Annotated in this window: 14 protein-coding genes; 9 read left to right on the top strand and 5 right to left on the bottom strand. The window is 69.6% G+C overall.

The genetic code is table 11. The features are described from left to right. Positions 1-33: 33 nt before the first annotated feature. From gltX to OG254_RS34195, 3 genes are all read right to left on the bottom strand, one after another. On the bottom strand, positions 34-1,518 hold the full coding sequence (gene gltX, locus OG254_RS34205) for a glutamate--tRNA ligase (RefSeq protein WP_405589521.1): 1,485 nt from the start codon (positions 1,516-1,518) through the stop codon (positions 34-36). Then, positions 1,511-2,296 carry a fumarylacetoacetate hydrolase family protein gene (locus tag OG254_RS34200; RefSeq protein WP_405589518.1) on the bottom strand — a complete coding sequence of 262 codons (786 nt, stop codon included), beginning with the start codon at positions 2,294-2,296 and terminating at the stop codon, positions 1,511-1,513. Before OG254_RS34200 ends, gltX begins: the two co-directional genes overlap by 8 nt. Before the next feature lie 141 nt (positions 2,297-2,437). Further along, a complete protein-coding gene (locus OG254_RS34195) occupies positions 2,438-2,626 on the bottom strand; it encodes a hypothetical protein (RefSeq protein WP_405589515.1) in 189 nt (62 codons plus the stop codon). A 568-nt stretch (positions 2,627-3,194) separates the two neighbouring features. Here OG254_RS34195 and OG254_RS34190 point away from each other — a divergent pair. The 9 genes from OG254_RS34190 (at position 3,195) to OG254_RS34150 (ending at position 14,334) form a co-directional block, all read left to right on the top strand. After that, positions 3,195-6,932: a nitrate- and nitrite sensing domain-containing protein gene (locus tag OG254_RS34190; RefSeq protein WP_405589512.1), complete on the top strand. Its 3,738-nt coding sequence runs from the start codon at positions 3,195-3,197 to the stop codon at positions 6,930-6,932. A 9-nt stretch (positions 6,933-6,941) separates the two neighbouring features. Further along, on the top strand, positions 6,942-7,355 hold the full coding sequence (locus OG254_RS34185; protein ID WP_005479910.1) for a roadblock/LC7 domain-containing protein: 414 nt from the start codon (positions 6,942-6,944) through the stop codon (positions 7,353-7,355). A 114-nt stretch (positions 7,356-7,469) separates the two neighbouring features. Next, a complete protein-coding gene (locus tag OG254_RS34180) occupies positions 7,470-7,868 on the top strand; it encodes a DUF742 domain-containing protein (protein ID WP_003997626.1) in 399 nt (132 codons plus the stop codon). After that, positions 7,849-8,424 carry an ATP/GTP-binding protein gene (locus OG254_RS34175; RefSeq protein ID WP_351188294.1) on the top strand — a complete coding sequence of 192 codons (576 nt, stop codon included), beginning with the start codon at positions 7,849-7,851 and terminating at the stop codon, positions 8,422-8,424. Before OG254_RS34180 ends, OG254_RS34175 begins: the two co-directional genes overlap by 20 nt. Positions 8,425-8,811: 387 nt before the next feature. After that, the gene (locus OG254_RS34170; protein ID WP_405589509.1) at positions 8,812-12,057 is read left to right on the top strand and encodes a nitrate- and nitrite sensing domain-containing protein; all 3,246 of its coding nucleotides are present in this window, start codon (positions 8,812-8,814) and stop codon (positions 12,055-12,057) included. Between the two features lie 10 nt (positions 12,058-12,067). Beyond that, positions 12,068-12,481, top strand: coding sequence for a roadblock/LC7 domain-containing protein (locus OG254_RS34165; RefSeq protein WP_030948713.1), 414 nt, complete (start codon positions 12,068-12,070; stop codon positions 12,479-12,481). A gap of 94 nt (positions 12,482-12,575) precedes the next feature. Then, entirely contained in the window at positions 12,576-13,148 is a 573-nt protein-coding gene (locus tag OG254_RS34160) for a DUF742 domain-containing protein (protein ID WP_147993968.1), read from the top strand. Next, on the top strand, positions 13,129-13,710 hold the full coding sequence (locus OG254_RS34155; protein ID WP_026248371.1) for an ATP/GTP-binding protein: 582 nt from the start codon (positions 13,129-13,131) through the stop codon (positions 13,708-13,710). Before OG254_RS34160 ends, OG254_RS34155 begins: the two co-directional genes overlap by 20 nt. A gap of 432 nt (positions 13,711-14,142) precedes the next feature. Then, complete coding sequence (locus OG254_RS34150; protein WP_405589505.1) at positions 14,143-14,334, top strand: hypothetical protein; 192 nt, start codon at positions 14,143-14,145, stop codon at positions 14,332-14,334. 91 nt (positions 14,335-14,425) lie between these two features. Here OG254_RS34150 and OG254_RS34145 read toward each other — a convergent pair whose 3' ends face one another. Together OG254_RS34145 and OG254_RS34140 are read right to left on the bottom strand one after the other, a co-directional pair. Further along, positions 14,426-14,617 carry an acyl-CoA carboxylase subunit epsilon gene (locus OG254_RS34145; protein WP_351188289.1) on the bottom strand — a complete coding sequence of 64 codons (192 nt, stop codon included), beginning with the start codon at positions 14,615-14,617 and terminating at the stop codon, positions 14,426-14,428. 46 nt (positions 14,618-14,663) lie between these two features. Then, positions 14,664-16,247 (bottom strand): acyl-CoA carboxylase subunit beta, encoded by a 1,584-nt coding sequence (locus OG254_RS34140; protein WP_351188287.1) that lies wholly within the window; start codon positions 16,245-16,247, stop codon positions 14,664-14,666. Positions 16,248-16,401 lie beyond the last annotated feature (154 nt).

The following is a 16,401-nucleotide window of genomic DNA, read 5'->3' as shown; positions in this document are numbered from 1 at the left end:
GCCCGAACCGGACGCCGCCCCGCTGTGAACGTGCTATGCGGCGAGCTTCGCCAGCGCCGCGTCGATCCGGGCCAGGGTCGTGTCCTTGCCCAGGACCTCCAGGGACTCGAACAGGGGCAGGCCGACCGTACGTCCGGTGACGGCGACGCGGACCGGGGCCTGGGCCTTGCCGAGCTTGAGGCCGTGGGCCTCACCGGCGGCGAGGACGGCCTCCTTGAGGGAGTCCGGGGAGGACCAGTCGGCCGCGTCCAGCTTCTCGCGAGCAGTGCGCAGCAGGGCGTCGCTGCCCTCCTTCATCGCCTTCGTCCAGGACGCCTCGTCGACGACCGGCTCCGCGAGGAACAGGAAGTCGACGTTGTCCGTGATCTCGGAGAGGACCTTCAGGCGGGTCTGCGCGTGCGGGGCGATCGCGTGCCACTTGGTCTCGTCGAAGTCCTCCGGCGCCCAGGGGGCGAAGGGGGCCTTCAGCCAGGGGGCGCAGCGCTCGGTGAAGTCCTTCACGTCGAGCAGGCGGATGTGGTCGCCGTTGATCGACTCGCACTTCTTCAGGTCGAAGCGGGCCGGGTTGGGCTGCACGTCGGAGACGTCGAAGGCCGCGACCATCTCGTCCATCGTGAAGATGTCCTGGTCGGCGGAGAGCGACCAGCCCAGCAGGGAGAGGTAGTTGAGCAGGCCCTCGGGGAGGAAGCCGCGCTCGCGGTAGAGGTTGAGGGACGACTCCGGGTCGCGCTTGGAGAGCTTCTTGTTGCCCTCGCCCATCACGTACGGCAGGTGGCCGAACGACGGGATCCGCTTCGCGATGTCCAGCTCCATCAGCGCCTTGTACAGGGCGATCTGACGGGGCGTCGAGGAGAGCAGGTCCTCGCCGCGCAGGACGTGGGTGATCTCCATCAGGGCGTCGTCGACCGGGTTGACGAGCGTGTACAGCGGGGCGCCGTTGGCGCGGACGATGCCGTAGTCCGGGACGTTCTCCGGCGTGAACGTCAGCTCGCCGCGGACCAGGTCCGTGAAGGTGATCGTCTCGTCGGGCATGCGGAAGCGGACGATCGGGGCGCGACCCTGGGCCTTGTACTCCTCGACCTGCGCGTCGGTCAGGTCGCGGCAGTGGCCGTCGTAGCCGGAGGGCTTGCCGGCGGCTCGGGCGGCCTCGCGGCGGCTGTCCAGCTCCTCCTGGGAGCAGTAGCAGCGGTAGGCGTGGCCGGCGTCGAGGAGCTTGGCCGCGACGTCCTTGTAGAGGTCCATGCGCTGCGACTGACGGTAGGGGGCGTGCGGGCCGCCGACCTCGGGGCCCTCGTCCCAGTCGAAGCCCAGCCAGCGCATCGAGTCGAGCAGCTGGTCGTAGGACTCCTCGGAGTCGCGGGCCGCGTCGGTGTCCTCGATGCGGAAGACCAGGGTGCCCTGGTGGTGCTTCGCGAACGCCCAGTTGAACAGGGCGGTGCGGACCAGGCCCACGTGGGGGTTACCGGTGGGCGAGGGGCAGAAACGGACGCGAACGGGAGAGGCGGGTGCGCTAGCCACGCTTGACAACCTTGTTGGTGAGAGTGCCGATGCCTTCGATGGTGACGGCGACCTCGTCGCCGACGTTGAGGGGGCCGACCCCTGCCGGGGTGCCCGTGAGGATCACGTCGCCGGGGAGCAGCGTCATGGCCTCGGTGATGTTGACGATCAGATCCTCGATGGAGTTGATCATCTCGCTGGTGCGGCCGAGCTGGCGCTGTTCGCCGTTGACGGTGAGCTGGATGGTGAGGTCGGACGCGCGCTCGAGGTCCAGGTCCGTCTCCACCCAGGGGCCCAGCGGGCAGGAGGTGTCGAAGCCCTTGGCCCGCGCCCACTGCTTCTCGCGCTTCTGGACGTCCCGGGCCGTGATGTCGTTGGCGCAGGTGAAGCCGAAGATCACGTCCTTGACGCGCTCACGCGGGACCTCGCGGCACATGCGGCCGATGACGACGGCCAACTCGGCCTCGTGGTGGAGGTCCTCGGTGAAGGACGGGTACTGGATCTCGTCGCCGGGGCCGATCACCGCGGTGGAGGGCTTGAAGAAGGCGAACGGGGCGTCCGGCACTTCGTGGCCGAGTTCGCGTGCGTGCTCGGCGTAGTTGCGGCCGAAGGCCACGACCTTGTTGGGGAGCACCGGGGGCAGCAGCCTGACCTTGCTCAGCGGGACCTTGGTGCCGGAGAGCTCGAAGTCCGCGAACGGGATGCCTTTGATGATGTCCAGGACGAGCTCGTCCGGCTTGTCGCCCTCGACCGCGCCGAAGGCGACGTTCCCGTCGATGGAGAATCTGGCGATGCGCACGGGATCTGGCGCCCCTCACTTGAGCCGGCTGGAGTCTGACGCTCCAGGCTAACGCGGGGAGGGGCGGGTGCCTCGCGTACTACCGGCGACCCGCACGCGACAGTTCGTACGCCATTGAACGATCGGCGGCCGGTCCGCGTACTAGCCGGCGACGGCGGCCGTGGCGGGGGCGTCGATGAGGGTGGTGCGGCTGGGGTTCGCGGTCTGGGTGGGAAGATCGAGGGAGTGCTCCGGCTGCTCCGGGATCCGCAGTGCGTCGGCGCCGTCGAGGTGGGCCAGCGTCGTGCGTCGCGGGTTGGCTATGTTGCGGAACATCATCGTCGTCTTCACGGTTGTACTCGACCCTGTCATCAGAAGTGGGTTGCCATTTACTGACGTCCTGTAAAGCGTCAGGCTAAACATGCGATTCCCGTTGGAAGTCGCGAAGACCCGTTGATCGGTATGTGAGTTTGCTCACGGGCTCACAGGCAAACCGGTCATTTCCGGCTCGCATTTCACCCCAACGAAACGGACATTCGCCCCCTGAAGCCATCATTCCGCTCCTGATCATGGCGACTAGGACACCTTCCGCGCACGAGCGGCTCGCGGGCATAAGTCCGTTATGGGGGAGAATAGTTTCTACGGCAGGTAATCTCGCACTCACGTGGCGTCACGTATGTCACGGCTCGGCCTACGGGCCTTGTTGGAGATCCTGCGCTGTGCTGGAATCTCACGGACCGCCGCAGGATCTAGCCGGCGCACAGGGGGCGCACCTAGCGCCGAGTGGCGGCGAGATAGGGGGAACCAGCGCCGGTCACTCACGACCATCGGGGAGCGTGTTCAGGACGCTCTCTAATACGCCGACACCGTGTCCGTCCGTTCACGCGGAAGGGCGCCTGGTCCAGAGGTTGCGACGCTAGTGCAGGGACGTTTCAAGAGGGATGGCAGCGCTTCGGCGGAGCCGGAGCACGGCGGGACCGACCGAGGTCCCTCGCCCCAGCACGCCCAGAACCCGGGCTCGACCGCGTCGGTGGACGGCGGTGAGCGCTCCGGGCGCCCCGCCGTGTCGGCGTCTGCAGGCACGGCCAATCCGACCGCACCGCCGGCGAAGGCTCCGAGGAGCACCCCCGGCCCGGGCTCGCGAATAGCCCTGCGCAACTGGCGTATCTCCACACGCCTGGTGGCGCTGCTGACGCTCCCGGTGGTCGCGGCCACCTCGCTGGGCGCACTGCGCATCAGCGACAACATGGACGACATCCAGCAGCTCGAGAACATGCGGCTGCTGACGGACATGACCAAGCGGGCCACCGAGCTGGCCGCCGCGCTCCAGGAGGAGCGCGACCAGTCCGCCGGTCCCCTCGCGCATGGCGCCAAGGCCTCCGACTACACGGTCAAGGGCTTCCGGGACAAGACGGACCGGGCCATGTCGGGCTTCATCGAGGCCTCCGAGGAGATCGACGACAACAGCAAGGACGGCAACCTCAAGGGCGTCCGCGACAACCTCGTCCAGCTCGTCGGCGACCTGAACGACATCGCGAAGATCCGCAACACCGCCTACGAGGCCGACGGCAACTCCACCCAGACGGTGGAGGCCTACCACCGGCTGATCACCAACCTGCTCGGTCTCTCCCAGGACATGGCGGAGGCGACCAGCAACCCGGAGATGATCCAGAGCACGCGTGCTCTGTCCGCCTTCTCCACCGCCAAGGAGTACGCCTCCATCCAGCGCGCGGTCCTCGCGGCGGCCCTGCCCGCGAACAACACCACGCGCGGCGACCTCACCGAGAACGACCGGCTGTACGCGTCGTCGGCACTGGCGAGCCAGAAGTCCGAGCTGCGTCAGTTCAAGAGCATCTACGGCGCGCAGTCCGCCGAGCTCCTCAAGCCCATCGAAGAGGGCAATCCGACCATCGCGGCCACGGACAAGTACGCCGGCCGCGCACTCGGCAACCCCAACGGCCTCGCCGACCTGGACCGCCGCTCCTACCGGGACTGGGTGGACGACAGCACCACCAAGCTCCAGGGCATGCGCGCCATCGAGACCACGCTGCTCGAGGAGATGGAGCAGAAGGCCCGCGAGCTGCGCAACGCCTCCGAGCGCGAGGCGATCATCTCCGGTGCGCTGATCCTGATCGTGCTCGGTGTCTCGCTGGTCGGCGCCTTCGTCGTGGCCCGCTCCATGATCCGCTCGCTGCGCCGCCTGGAGGAGACCGCCACCAAGGTCGCCCAGGACCGCCTGCCCGAGCTGGTCAAGCAGCTGTCCGAGTCCGACCCGCAGGACGTCGACACCTCCGTCGAGTCGGTCGGTGTGCACTCCCGGGACGAGATCGGCCAGGTGGCCGCGGCCTTCGACGACGTGCACCGCGAGGCGGTCCGCCTCGCCGCCGAGCAGGCCCTGCTGCGGGGCAACGTCAACGCGATGTTCACCAACCTCTCGCGCCGCTCCCAGGGTCTTATCCAGCGTCAGCTCTCGCTCATCTCCGAGCTGGAGTCCCGCGAGGCCGACCCGGACCAGCTGTCCTCGCTCTTCAAGCTCGACCACCTCGCGACCCGCATGCGCCGTAACGGTGAGAACCTCCTCGTTCTCGCCGGTGAAGAGCCCGGCCGCCGCTGGACCCGCCCGGTCCCGCTGGTCGACGTGCTCCGCGCCGCCGCCTCCGAGGTGGAGCAGTACGAGCGCATCGAGCTGGCCTCCGTGCCGACCACCGAAGTGGCCGGCCGTGTGGTCAACGACCTCGTGCACCTGCTCGCCGAGCTGCTGGAGAACGCGACCTCGTTCTCCTCACCGCAGACCAAGGTCAAGGTCACCGGTCACGCGCTGCCCGACGGCCGGGTGCTGATCGAGATCCACGACACCGGCATCGGCCTCTCCCCCGAGGACCTCGCCGCGATCAACGAGCGGCTCGCCTCGCCGCCCACCGTGGACGTCTCCGTCTCCCGCCGCATGGGCCTCTTCGTGGTCGGTCGTCTGTCGCAGCGGCACGGCATCCGCATCCAGCTGCGCCCGTCCGACTCCGGTGGTACGACCGCGCTGGTCATGCTGCCCGTCGACGTCGCCCAGGGCGGCCGCAAGCCGGCCGGTGCCAAGCCCGGCCCGAACGGCCCCGGCGCCTCCGGTGGTCCGGCCGCCGCGCAGGCCGCCGCCGGTGTGGCAGCGGCCCGTCGTCAGGCCCAGTCAGGCGGCTCGCTCGGCGCGGGTGCGCCGGGTGGCGGTGCTCCGGGTGGTGCCCTCGGCGCCGGTGCGTCCGGCGGGGGCCGGCTCGGTGCCGGTCAGGGACCGCGGGCCGCGCTGCCCGGACGTGACGGTGGCGGACAGCCGGGTGGACCGGGTGCGCCGCGTGGACCGCAGGGTCCGGGCGCCCCGTCGCAGGGCCGTCCCCCCGGTGCGGGCGCCGGGTTCGGCGGCCAGGCTCCGGGTGCCCCGCAGGGGCTCCAGGCGGCGGGCATGGGCTCGGACGGGTTCGGCGGGGGCCAGGACGCCTTCGGCGGCTCCCGTGACTCCGGCCGCGAGCAGTCCCGGCCGGGTGCGTCGGCGCCGCAGTCGCCGCCTCCCAGTGGTGAGAAGGGCCGTCGTGGCCGCCAGCCGCAGCTGCCGCCGCGCGGTGGTCCGCGTGCCGAGCTGCCGGGCGCCGGCCAGCCCTCCCGTCCCAGCTGGAGCGACGAGAACGCGCAGCCGCCGGTGCCGCGCGCCTCGCTCGACACCCCGCGCGGGCATGACGAGGACCCCGCACAGACCTCCCGGATGCCGCGCATCGACGACCGGCAGGGCGCCGGCTCCACCTCGGAGTTCGCCCGCCCGGACTTCGACGCCCAGGCCCCCGGCTCGTACAACCCGCAGGGCACGGGCCAGTTCGCCCGCCCCGGTAGCGGTGCGAACGGACAGCAGAACACGGGTCAGTTCGTCCGCCCGGACGTCTACGGCGCCCCGGGCAGCGGACAGAACAACTCGTCGCAGACGGGCCAGTTCTCCGTTCCGCAGGCGTACGACGCCGGCTCGACCGGTCAGCACGCCCTGCCCGGCCACCAGAACTCCGACTCCACCGGCCAGTTCGAGCGGCCCCAGGTCAACGGCACCTACGGCGGCAACTCCGGCCTCGTCGGCCCGGCTCAGCCCCCGGTCCCGCCGCGTCCGCAGCAGCGGCCGCGTCAGGAGCCCGAGGCGCTGCCGCCCGCGACGGGTCCCGGCGACGGACGTACCCCGCTGTACGACACGCTGGAGACCAACTGGTTCCACGGCGGCCCGCAGGGACGTCAGCCCGGTGCCGACGGTCCTGCCCCGGCCTCCGCTCCGCACCAGGAGCCGCAGGCCCCCGCCGAGCGGCCGCAGCCGTCCTCGGCCCCCCAGCGTCCCGCGTCGACCGCCTGGCGCAGCTCGCCGAACGACGACCTCGTCCGGCAGGCTGAACGCGTCCGGCAGCCGGCTGCGGGCGGTGTCACCACCTCCGGCCTGCCGCGCCGGGTACCCAGGGCGAACCTCGTCCCGGGTACGGCTCAGCAGCAACAGCACCAAGCCGGTCCGCAGGTCTCGCGTGCGCCTGATGACGTACGCGGACGGCTGACCAATCTCCGTCGGGGTATCGCGCAGGGTCGACAGGCCGGTACTGGTACCGGTCAGACCGGAAGCTTCCCGAGCCCCACTCACCAGCAGGAGCGTTAGTTGAGCCAGATGAGCCAGGCGGCACAGAACCTCAACTGGTTGATCACCAACTTCGTGGACAACACCCCAGGTGTTTCCCACACCGTCGTCGTGTCCGCCGACGGCCTGCTGCTGGCGATGTCGGAGGGCTTTCCCCGCGACCGTGCCGACCAGCTGGCGGCCGTCGCGTCGGGCCTGACCTCGCTCACGGCGGGGGCATCGCGGATCTTCGAGGGCGGCGACGTCGCCCAGACCGTCGTGGAAATGGAGCGGGGGTTCCTTTTCCTGATGTCGGTCTCGGACGGTTCGTCCCTCGCCGTCCTGGCACACCCCGAATGCGACATCGGCCTCGTCGGCTACGAGATGGCGCTGCTGGTCGACCGCGCGGGCGCGGTGCTCACGCCCGACCTGCGCGCCGAACTGCAAGGCAGTCTGCTCCACTGATCGCCCTGGATCCAACCCGTCTCACCAAATCACCGTCCGGCCGCCACAATCCCCCCACTGGCCCTCACCCAGACGGCTTGACTGACCGACTTGCTGTCCCAGCCCGGAGGATTCATGACCCCGCCCACCGCCTCTCATGATCCGTACGCGGAGCCGTACGAGGATGAGGGCGACCAGCCGCTGGTACGTCCGTACGCGATGACCGGTGGCCGGACCCGGCCGCGCTACCAGCTGGCCATCGAGGCCCTGATCAGCACCACGGCCGACCCGGCAGCGCTCATGGGGCTCCTTCCGGAGCACCAGCGCATCTGCCACCTGTGCCGTGAGGTGAAGTCGGTAGCCGAGGTCTCCGCGCTGCTGTCCATGCCGCTGGGCGTGGCCAGGATCCTCGTCGCGGACCTCGCCGAGGCCGGCCTGGTCGCCATTCACCAGCCGGGTGGCGACGAGAACAACGGCGGCGCTCCGGACGTGACGCTGCTCGAAAGGGTGCTCAGTGGACTTCGCAAGCTCTGAACCGGGTCGGGCGACCACTTCCGCCAAGATCGTGGTGGCGGGTGGCTTCGGCGTGGGCAAGACCACGTTCGTCGGCGCCGTCTCGGAGATCAACCCGCTGCGCACCGAGGCCGTCATGACGTCCGCGAGCGCGGGCATCGACGACCTCACGCACACCGGTGACAAGACCACCACCACGGTGGCCATGGACTTCGGTCGTATCACCCTGGACCAGGACCTGATCCTGTACCTCTTCGGTACGCCCGGCCAGGACCGCTTCTGGTTCATGTGGGACGACCTGGTGCGCGGTGCCATCGGCGCGGTGGTGCTCGTGGACACCCGGCGTCTGGCGGACTGTTTCCCCGCGGTCGACTACTTCGAGAACAGCGGACTGCCGTTCGTCGTCGCGCTCAACGGCTTCGACGGGCACCAGCCGTACGCTCCCGAGGAGGTGCGCGAGGCCCTGCAGATCGGCCCCGACGCGCCCATCATCACGACGGACGCCCGCCATCGGTCCGACGCCAAGGGTGCGCTGATCACGCTGGTGGAGCACGCGCTCATGGCCCGGCTGCGGTAGGGCAAGTCGATAGCGACATACGGCAGTTGTCGTAGATGTGCCGGAGCCGGCTGTGGCCTTTGACACGGTCGGCTCCGTTGTTCATAACGTTTCGGCAGAGGAATCGGGTGGTACGGCCACTCGTCGCGGTCAAGCGGTCTCGCTGCGCGTACAAAAGCCCCGTCTTTTGACGGGGCTCGCTCTTTATGACCGTTTTATCTAGGGCTTACATCACTCGGAATGTGCTCCTTCCACTGTTTGGAAGAGCGCACGCCGACGTGCTGGAATGCGAGAACTGCCCAATAGTCAAAGACGTACTCCGCAGTAGCACGTACTCGATGGCGAACTGGGCTCTGAGACACTGCGGCACAACGTTGGTGCCGACCCCGCCGGAAGGTTGTTGGTCGAGTGAGGCGAAGCAAGAGCAGTCCCGAGCCGTCGGCCCGGGGCAACTTCACCCCGCCGCCGCGCGGAGCGGCGCCCGCCCATGTGCCCGGATCGGAACCAACGGCCGCGCCGGCCCCAAGCGGCGGCCGTCTCTCCCCGCGCAACTGGCGCGTGCCGACCCGGCTGAACGCGATCCTGCTCATACCCGTGATGGTCGGCCTCGTCATGGGCGGCTTCCAGGTGAAGAGCTCGATCGACACCTGGCAGGAGGCCGAGGACGCGGAGAACACCGCGCGTCTGGTGGCCGCCGCCCTGACCTACGGCGACGCCCTGCTCGTCGAGCGTGACACGACCGCCGCGCCCCTCCTCCAGGGCAAGGGCGAGGACGACCCGACGGTCGTCAAGGCGCGTGCCGCCACCGACAAGGCCGCCGACGCCTTCGACGAGGCCGCCCAGAACATGCCCGACCGGGCCAACCTGGAACGCCGTCTGGAGCGCTTCCGCGAGGTGGAGCCGGACCTGACCGAGCTCCGCGCGGCCGCCTACACCGACAAGCTCACCGGCGTCAAGACCGAAGAGGGCTACGTCGAGGTCGAGCACCGTCTGCTGGAGTTCTCCAACGAGCTGGGTCTCGGCACCGGCAACATCACCAGCTACGGCCGTACCGTCTACGCCATCTCCCTCACCAAGGGCGCGCTCTCGCTGGAGCGCTCCATCGGTATGCACATGCTGGTCAAGCCGGGCCCCAAGGCCACAGACCTGGCCAGGCAGCGCATCGCCCTCTCCTCGTACGCCTACCTGGAGGGCATCGCCATCCAGGAGTACACGAGCGGTGGCACCGAGCAGGACATCCAGAAGCTCGAAGACGCCAAGAAGGAGATCCAGGCCGAGGGCGTCGCGCTGGCCACGGCGGCCAAGCAGAAGGACCCCGACTACGTGCCGCCGCCGTCCGACCCGGTCAAGATGGTCGGCGCGCTGTCCCAGCTGAGCTCCACTGACACGAGCGAGCGCGCCGCGCTGGCCCAGCAGGGCATCACCGCCGAGAACTGGTGGGCGGTCAACACCCTCAAGTACAACGCCTACCGCGACCTCGAGACCGGCCTCGCCGACGCCGCGGTGCAGGAGGCGTCCGCGATCTCGGACGACGCCAAGCGCGACGCCCTGATCACCGGCGCCGTCGTCGTGGTCGCCCTGCTTGCCGCGTTCATCCTGGCCGGCATGGTGGCCCGCCAGATGTCCCGCGCGATGCGCCAGCTGCGCAACGCCGCCTTCGGTATCGCCGAGCAGCGTCTGCCGATGCTGGTCGACCAGCTCTCGCGCACCGACCCCGGTCGCGTGGACACCCGCGTCGCCCCGATCCCGATCAACACCCGGGACGAGATCGGCGAGGTCGCCCGCGCCTTCGACCAGGTCCACCGCGAGGCCGTCCGGCTCGCCGCCGAGCAGGCCCTGCTGCGGGGCAACATCAACGCGATCTTCACCAACCTGTCGCGCCGCAACCAGTCGCTGATCGAGGGCCAGCTGACCCTGATCACCGACCTGGAGAACAACGAGGCCGACCCGGACCAGCTGGAGAACCTCTTCCGCCTGGACCACCTCGCGACCCGTATGCGCCGCAACGGCGAGAACCTCCTGGTCCTCGCCGGCGAGGAGCCCGGCCGCCGCTGGGACCAGCCGGTCCCGCTGGTCGACGTGCTGCGCGCCGCCTCCTCCGAGGTGGAGCAGTACGAGCGCGTCGAGCTCTCCGGCGTCCCGGAGGCCGAGATCCACGGCCGCGCCGTGACCGACCTCGTGCACCTGCTGGCCGAGCTGCTGGAGAACGCGACGACGTTCTCCTCCCCGCAGACCAAGGTTCGTGTGACGGCCACCCGTCTCCCCGACGGTCGCATCATGATCGAGATCCACGACAAGGGCATCGGCCTCACCGCCGAGGACTTCGCGGACATCAACCACAAGCTGGCCAACCCGCCGACCGTCGACGCCGCGATATCCCAGCGCATGGGCCTGTTCGTGGTCGGCCGGCTGTCCGACCGGCACGGCATCCGGGTCCAGCTGCGCCCCTCCGGAGAGCAGGCCGGCACGACCTCCCTGGTCATGCTGCCGGACGCGATCACGCACGGTGGTGGCGGCGACTACCAGCCGGCTCAGGACGAGTTCACCGTCTCGCAGATCATCCCCGAGCAGATCATCCCGGAGCAGAACTTCCAGGGTGAGAACTTCGGCCAGCCGATGCGTACGGCCGCCGAGCTCGGCTTCGACGACAGCCGCTACACCGAGGTCCCGGACGACCTGCGCGACCTGGACCCCGTCGGCCGCTCCCTGATGCGCGAGGAGCGCCGAGCGGCCCTGGAGGCCCAGACGCACGGCCAGGACACCCCTGAGCTGCCTGCCTACGCGGACGACTTCCCCGGACAGCCCTCCTACGACAACCGGCCGAACGGCTTCCCGGAGCAGCCCGCGGGCTACGACCGGCAGCAGTCGTACGAGGAGCAGCAGCAGGCGGCGTACGACGAGCCGCAGATGCCGTCCTACGAGGAACAGCGCCCGGCGTACGACGACACGTACTACGCGCCGAACGGCGGCCTGCCGCGCAACGACACCTTCTCGTCCGGCGGCGGCTACCCCGAGCCCTCCTATGCGGAACCGGCCCAGGAAGAGCCCGCGCCTGCCGGCGCATCCGCTCCGGAGAGCTTCACGGCCTTCGAGCAGCGGCGTCACCAGGACGACTGGCCGCAGCAGGACGGCTACCGGGGCGGACAGCAGGACCAGTACGCTCCGCAAGCGGAATCCGCGCAGGTCGATGACGCGAGTGAGCGCGACCGCGTAGGCTTCGACCGTCCGGGAGCGGCTCCGTCCGCCGGCCACACGATGACCAACGCCGGACTTCCGCGCCGCGGTTCCCTCGCGAACGGCACCAACGGCGCACGGCCCGCGCGGCAGGAGTCGCCGGCCCCCACACCGGAGAGCAACGGCGACAGCTGGCGTTCGCAGAACGACGACCGCTGGCAGCAGGCCTCGGCGCTCCGTAAGCCCAAGGCGGGCGGGGTCACCTCCTCCGGCCTGCCCCGGCGGGTTCCCAAGGCCAACCTGGTCGAGGGAGCCGCCGCAGCCACCCCCCAGGGCGGCCCACAGGTCTCCCGCGCTCCCGAGGACGTCCGGGGCAGGCTGAGCAACCTGCGCCGCGGTGTCCAGCGGGGTCGCAGTGCGGGCAGTGAAACGAACGGCCAGGGCTTCGGTCCTGACAGCACCTACAACCAGGAGCGTTAGTGTGAGCCCGATGAGCCAGGCGGCACAGAACCTGAACTGGTTGATCACCAACTTCGTGGACAACACCCCCGGGGTGTCGCACACGGTGGTGGTCTCCGCCGACGGACTCCTTCTGGCGATGTCCGAAGGCTTTCCGCGCGACCGCGCCGACCAGCTCGCGGCCGTCGCCTCCGGTCTGACGTCTCTGACGGCAGGCGCCTCCCGAATCTTCGAGGGCGGGAGCGTGAACCAGACGGTTGTGGAGATGGAGCGAGGATTCCTCTTCCTCATGTCCATCTCCGACGGATCGTCGCTCGCGGTGCTCGCACATCCCGAGGCGGACATCGGCCTCATTGGGTACGAGATGGCGCTTCTGGTCGACCGTGCCGGTACGGTCCTGACCCCGGATCTGCGTGCGGAGCTCCAAGGGAGCCTGCTCAACTAACAGACAGCGGTGCGTTTTGGCGTCCCGTGGCCGTAAGGTTTCGGGACGCGGCTCCACATGATGGGTGCCAGGCACAGTCGGAGGAGGAGAGAAAGTGGCAACACCCCCAGACGGTTCGTCATCGGGCAACTGGTCGTACGGCCCTGCCCAGGGCCAGAACGACGGTTCCCAGAACCGGTACAACTTCCCCTCCACGCCGAGCCAGCGACAGCCGTACATGCCGCAGGGCCCCGGGCCCTCGCCGTACGACCAGCCGCCGGCCCCGCGTATTCAGCCGGTGCAGCCGCAGCGACGCACCCCTGAGCCGGCGCCCGCAGGGGCGTCGAACAACCCCCTGGTGCGCCCGTACGCCATGACCGGCGGCCGGACGCGCCCGCGCTACCAGCTCGCCATCGAGGCACTGGTGCACACCACCGCGCAGCCGCACCAGATGCAGGGCCAACTGCCCGAGCATCAGCGCATCTGCAACCTCTGCCGTGAGATCAAGTCGGTCGCCGAGGTCTCGGCCCTGCTGACGATCCCTCTCGGCGTGGCCAGGATCCTCGTCGCCGACTTGGCGGAGGCGGGACTGGTCGCGATCCATCAGCCCGGCGGCGACGAGAACGCCGGCGGCCAGCCAGACGTGACACTGCTCGAAAGGGTGCTCAGTGGACTTCGCAAGCTCTAGCGGCGGTCCTTCCCGCTCCACCACGTCCGCGAAGATCGTGGTGGCGGGCGGCTTCGGCGTGGGCAAGACCACGTTCGTCGGCGCCGTCTCGGAGATCAACCCGCTGCGCACAGAGGCCGTGATGACGTCAGCTTCGGCGGGCATCGACGACCTCACCCACACCGGGGACAAGACGACCACCACGGTCGCCATGGACTTCGGTCGTATCACCCTGGACCAGGACCTGATCCTGTACCTCTTCGGTACGCCCGGCCAGGACCGCTTCTGGTTCATGTGGGACGACCTGGTGCGCGGCGCGATCGGCGCGATCGTGCTCGTGGACACCCGGCGTCTCGCCGACTGCTTCCCCGCGGTCGACTACTTCGAGAACTCGGGTCTCCCCTTCGTCATCGCCCTCAACGGCTTCGACGGGAACCAGCCGTACAACCCGGACGAGGTGCGCGAGGCCCTGCAGATCGGCCCCGACACCCCGATCATCACGACGGACGCCCGCCACCGCGCGGACGCCAAGTCGGCGCTGATCACCCTGGTCGAACACGCCCTGATGGCCCGCCTGCGCTAGCGGCCCGCCTCTCCGGCACGTTTCGGCTGCGGCCCTCGTTCCTCCTGCTGGGAGGGATGGGGGCCGTAAGTCGTTTGCGGGAGGGGACACGGGGATGAGCGCTGAGGCGGCTGCGCGGTCCGGGCGAGGCCGAAAGCAGCCTGTACAAGCGGCTGTTCACCGAGTGCGTGGAGTACTACGTCCGGATCGTGCGCAGTTCTGTTGGTGCGGACGTCCACGTCGGCCGGTGAGGTGGCCCGCATCCTCGAACGGCCCCCGGACCGCTCCCTGTTCGCGCCGGACGGCACGGATCAGGCCCCGTCTGCGGGCCGACATGAGCGACTGGGAGACCGCGGATACCGAGGGCTCCGGAATGCGCGTGGAGACCGCTCTACGGGGCTCCTCGCGGGTGCTGCCGCAGGGCGAGGCGGGCTCGGGCAGAGGACGACGCTGGTGCGCCGGCCGGCGGTCACCGCGGCCCGCGGCGCCTTCACGGGCGAGTTGACGGACTGGAACGGTCTGACGCCGATGCTCGTGAAGCCACGGGAGTACAGCGGCCGGGCGCTACCGGCGCCGGAGGCCATGCTCGACGGCGTCGCGGCTCCCCGCGGAGTTGTTCGCTGCCCGCCGACCGGCGCGCGCTGAACTTCCCCGGCGGGGATGTCGCCGTCAGCTGAACACGCACCACGGCCCCGCCCTCCCGGAGGAGCACGGGGCCGTGGCCAGACTCAAGAACTCAGCGCCAGCTGTGCGGCGCCCGGAAGCCGGGCTCGCGCTCCAGGCGGCGCCAGCCGGCCTTCGCGCGGCCGCGGTGGGTCACGGCGGGCGCCGGCTGGGCGGCGGCGCGGGCCAGGAGGATCGCCGTGATGGCGGCGACTTCCTCGGGCTCGGCGTGGCCCTTCTCGACGCGGATATCAGGGAGGTTCATGGGTGTCAGTCTCCGTGAGAGAGGTTTCCGCAGCGGTACCGGTGGGTTACTGCGGGGGGTTGCCGTGCTTGCGGGACGGCAGATCGGCGTGCTTGGTGTGCAGCATCGCCAGGGACTTGACGAGTACTTCGCGCGTCTCGGCGGGGTCGATCACGTCGTCGACCAGACCGCGCTCGGCCGCGTAGTAGGGGTGCATGAGCTCGGACTTGTACTCCTTGACCATGCGCGCCCGCATGACCTCGGGGTCCTCGGCCTCGGCGATCTGCCGGCGGAAGATGACGTTGGCCGCGCCCTCCGCGCCCATCACGGCGATCTCGTTCGTCGGCCAGGCATACGTGAGGTCCGCACCGATGGACTGGCTGTCCATGACGATGTAGGCACCTCCGTACGCCTTGCGCAGGATCAGCGAGATCCGCGGGACGGTCGCGTTGCAGTAGGCGTAGAGCAGCTTCGCTCCATGGCGGATGATTCCGCCGTGCTCCTGGTCGACGCCCGGAAGGAACCCGGGGACGTCCAGGAAAGTGACGATCGGGATGTTAAAAGCGTCACACATCTGGACAAAGCGCGCAGCTTTTTCCGACGCCTCGATGTCCAGAACGCCGGCGAGGGACTGCGGCTGGTTGGCCACGATGCCGACCACCTGTCCGTCGAGCCGGGCCAGCGCGCAGATGATGTTGCGCGCCCAGCGCTCGTGGACCTCCAGGTACTCGCCGTCGTCGACGATCTCCTCGATGACCTTGGCCATGTCGTACGGCCGGTTGCCGTCCGCCGGGACCAGATCGAGGAGCACCTCGCTGCGGCGGTCGGGCGCGTCCGAGGACTCGGCCCGGGGCGGGTTCTCGCGGTTGTTCTGCGGGAGCATCGACAGCAGGTAGCGCACCTCGGCGATGCACGTCTCCTCGTCGTCGTACGCGAAGTGGCAGACACCGGAGGTCTCGGCGTGGACGTCCGCGCCACCCAGGCCGTTCTGGGTGATCTCCTCGCCGGTCACGGCCTTCACCACGTCCGGGCCGGTGATGAACATCTGCGAGGTCTCGCGGACCATGAACACGAAGTCGGTGAGGGCGGGGCTGTAGGCCGCGCCACCCGCGCACGGGCCGAGCATCACGCTGATCTGCGGGATGACGCCCGACGCCTTGGTGTTGCGCTGGAAGATGCCGCCGTAGCCGGCGAGGGCCGAGACGCCCTCCTGGATACGGGCGCCCGCGCCGTCGTTCAGGGAGACCAGCGGAGCGCCGGCCGCGATGGCCATGTCCATGATCTTGTGGATCTTCGTGGCGTGGGCCTCGCCCAGCGCGCCGCCGAAGATCCGGAAGTCGTGCGCGTACACGAAGACCGTGCGGCCCTCCACCGTGCCCCAGCCGGTGATGACACCGTCGGTGTACGGCTTCTTGGCCTCCAGGCCGAACCCCACGGCCCGGTGCCGGCGCAGCTGCTCGACCTCCCGGAAGGAACCCGGGTCCAGGAGGAGCTCGATGCGCTCCCGGGCGGTCAGCTTGCCCTTGGCGTGCTGCGCCGCGGTCGCCTTCTCGCTCGGGCCGGCCAGCGCCTGCGCACGGATCTCGTGCAGCTCGGCCGTCCGCCCGCGCGCGTCGATCGGCTCACCCGGTGCCTCATCCAAAACGGTCATGTAGCGACCTTACGAAGGACACCGACAAAAGCGAGCCGTTGACTCCGTACAGTCTCCGGACCCATTTCCTGGTACCCCTGAACAGAACCATCACCGCATGCAGCCCTTCCGACTGGTCAGAGGGCTTGCGGGTTGTGGGGGTCGCACAAAGCCG

Origin of the sequence: Streptomyces sp. NBC_01092 (assembly GCF_045039535.1) — a bacterium.
Taxonomy (GTDB): domain Bacteria; phylum Actinomycetota; class Actinomycetes; order Streptomycetales; family Streptomycetaceae; genus Streptomyces.
The sequence above is the reverse complement of the archived record's forward strand: the minus strand, read 5'-3'. Positions and strand labels throughout refer to the sequence as shown.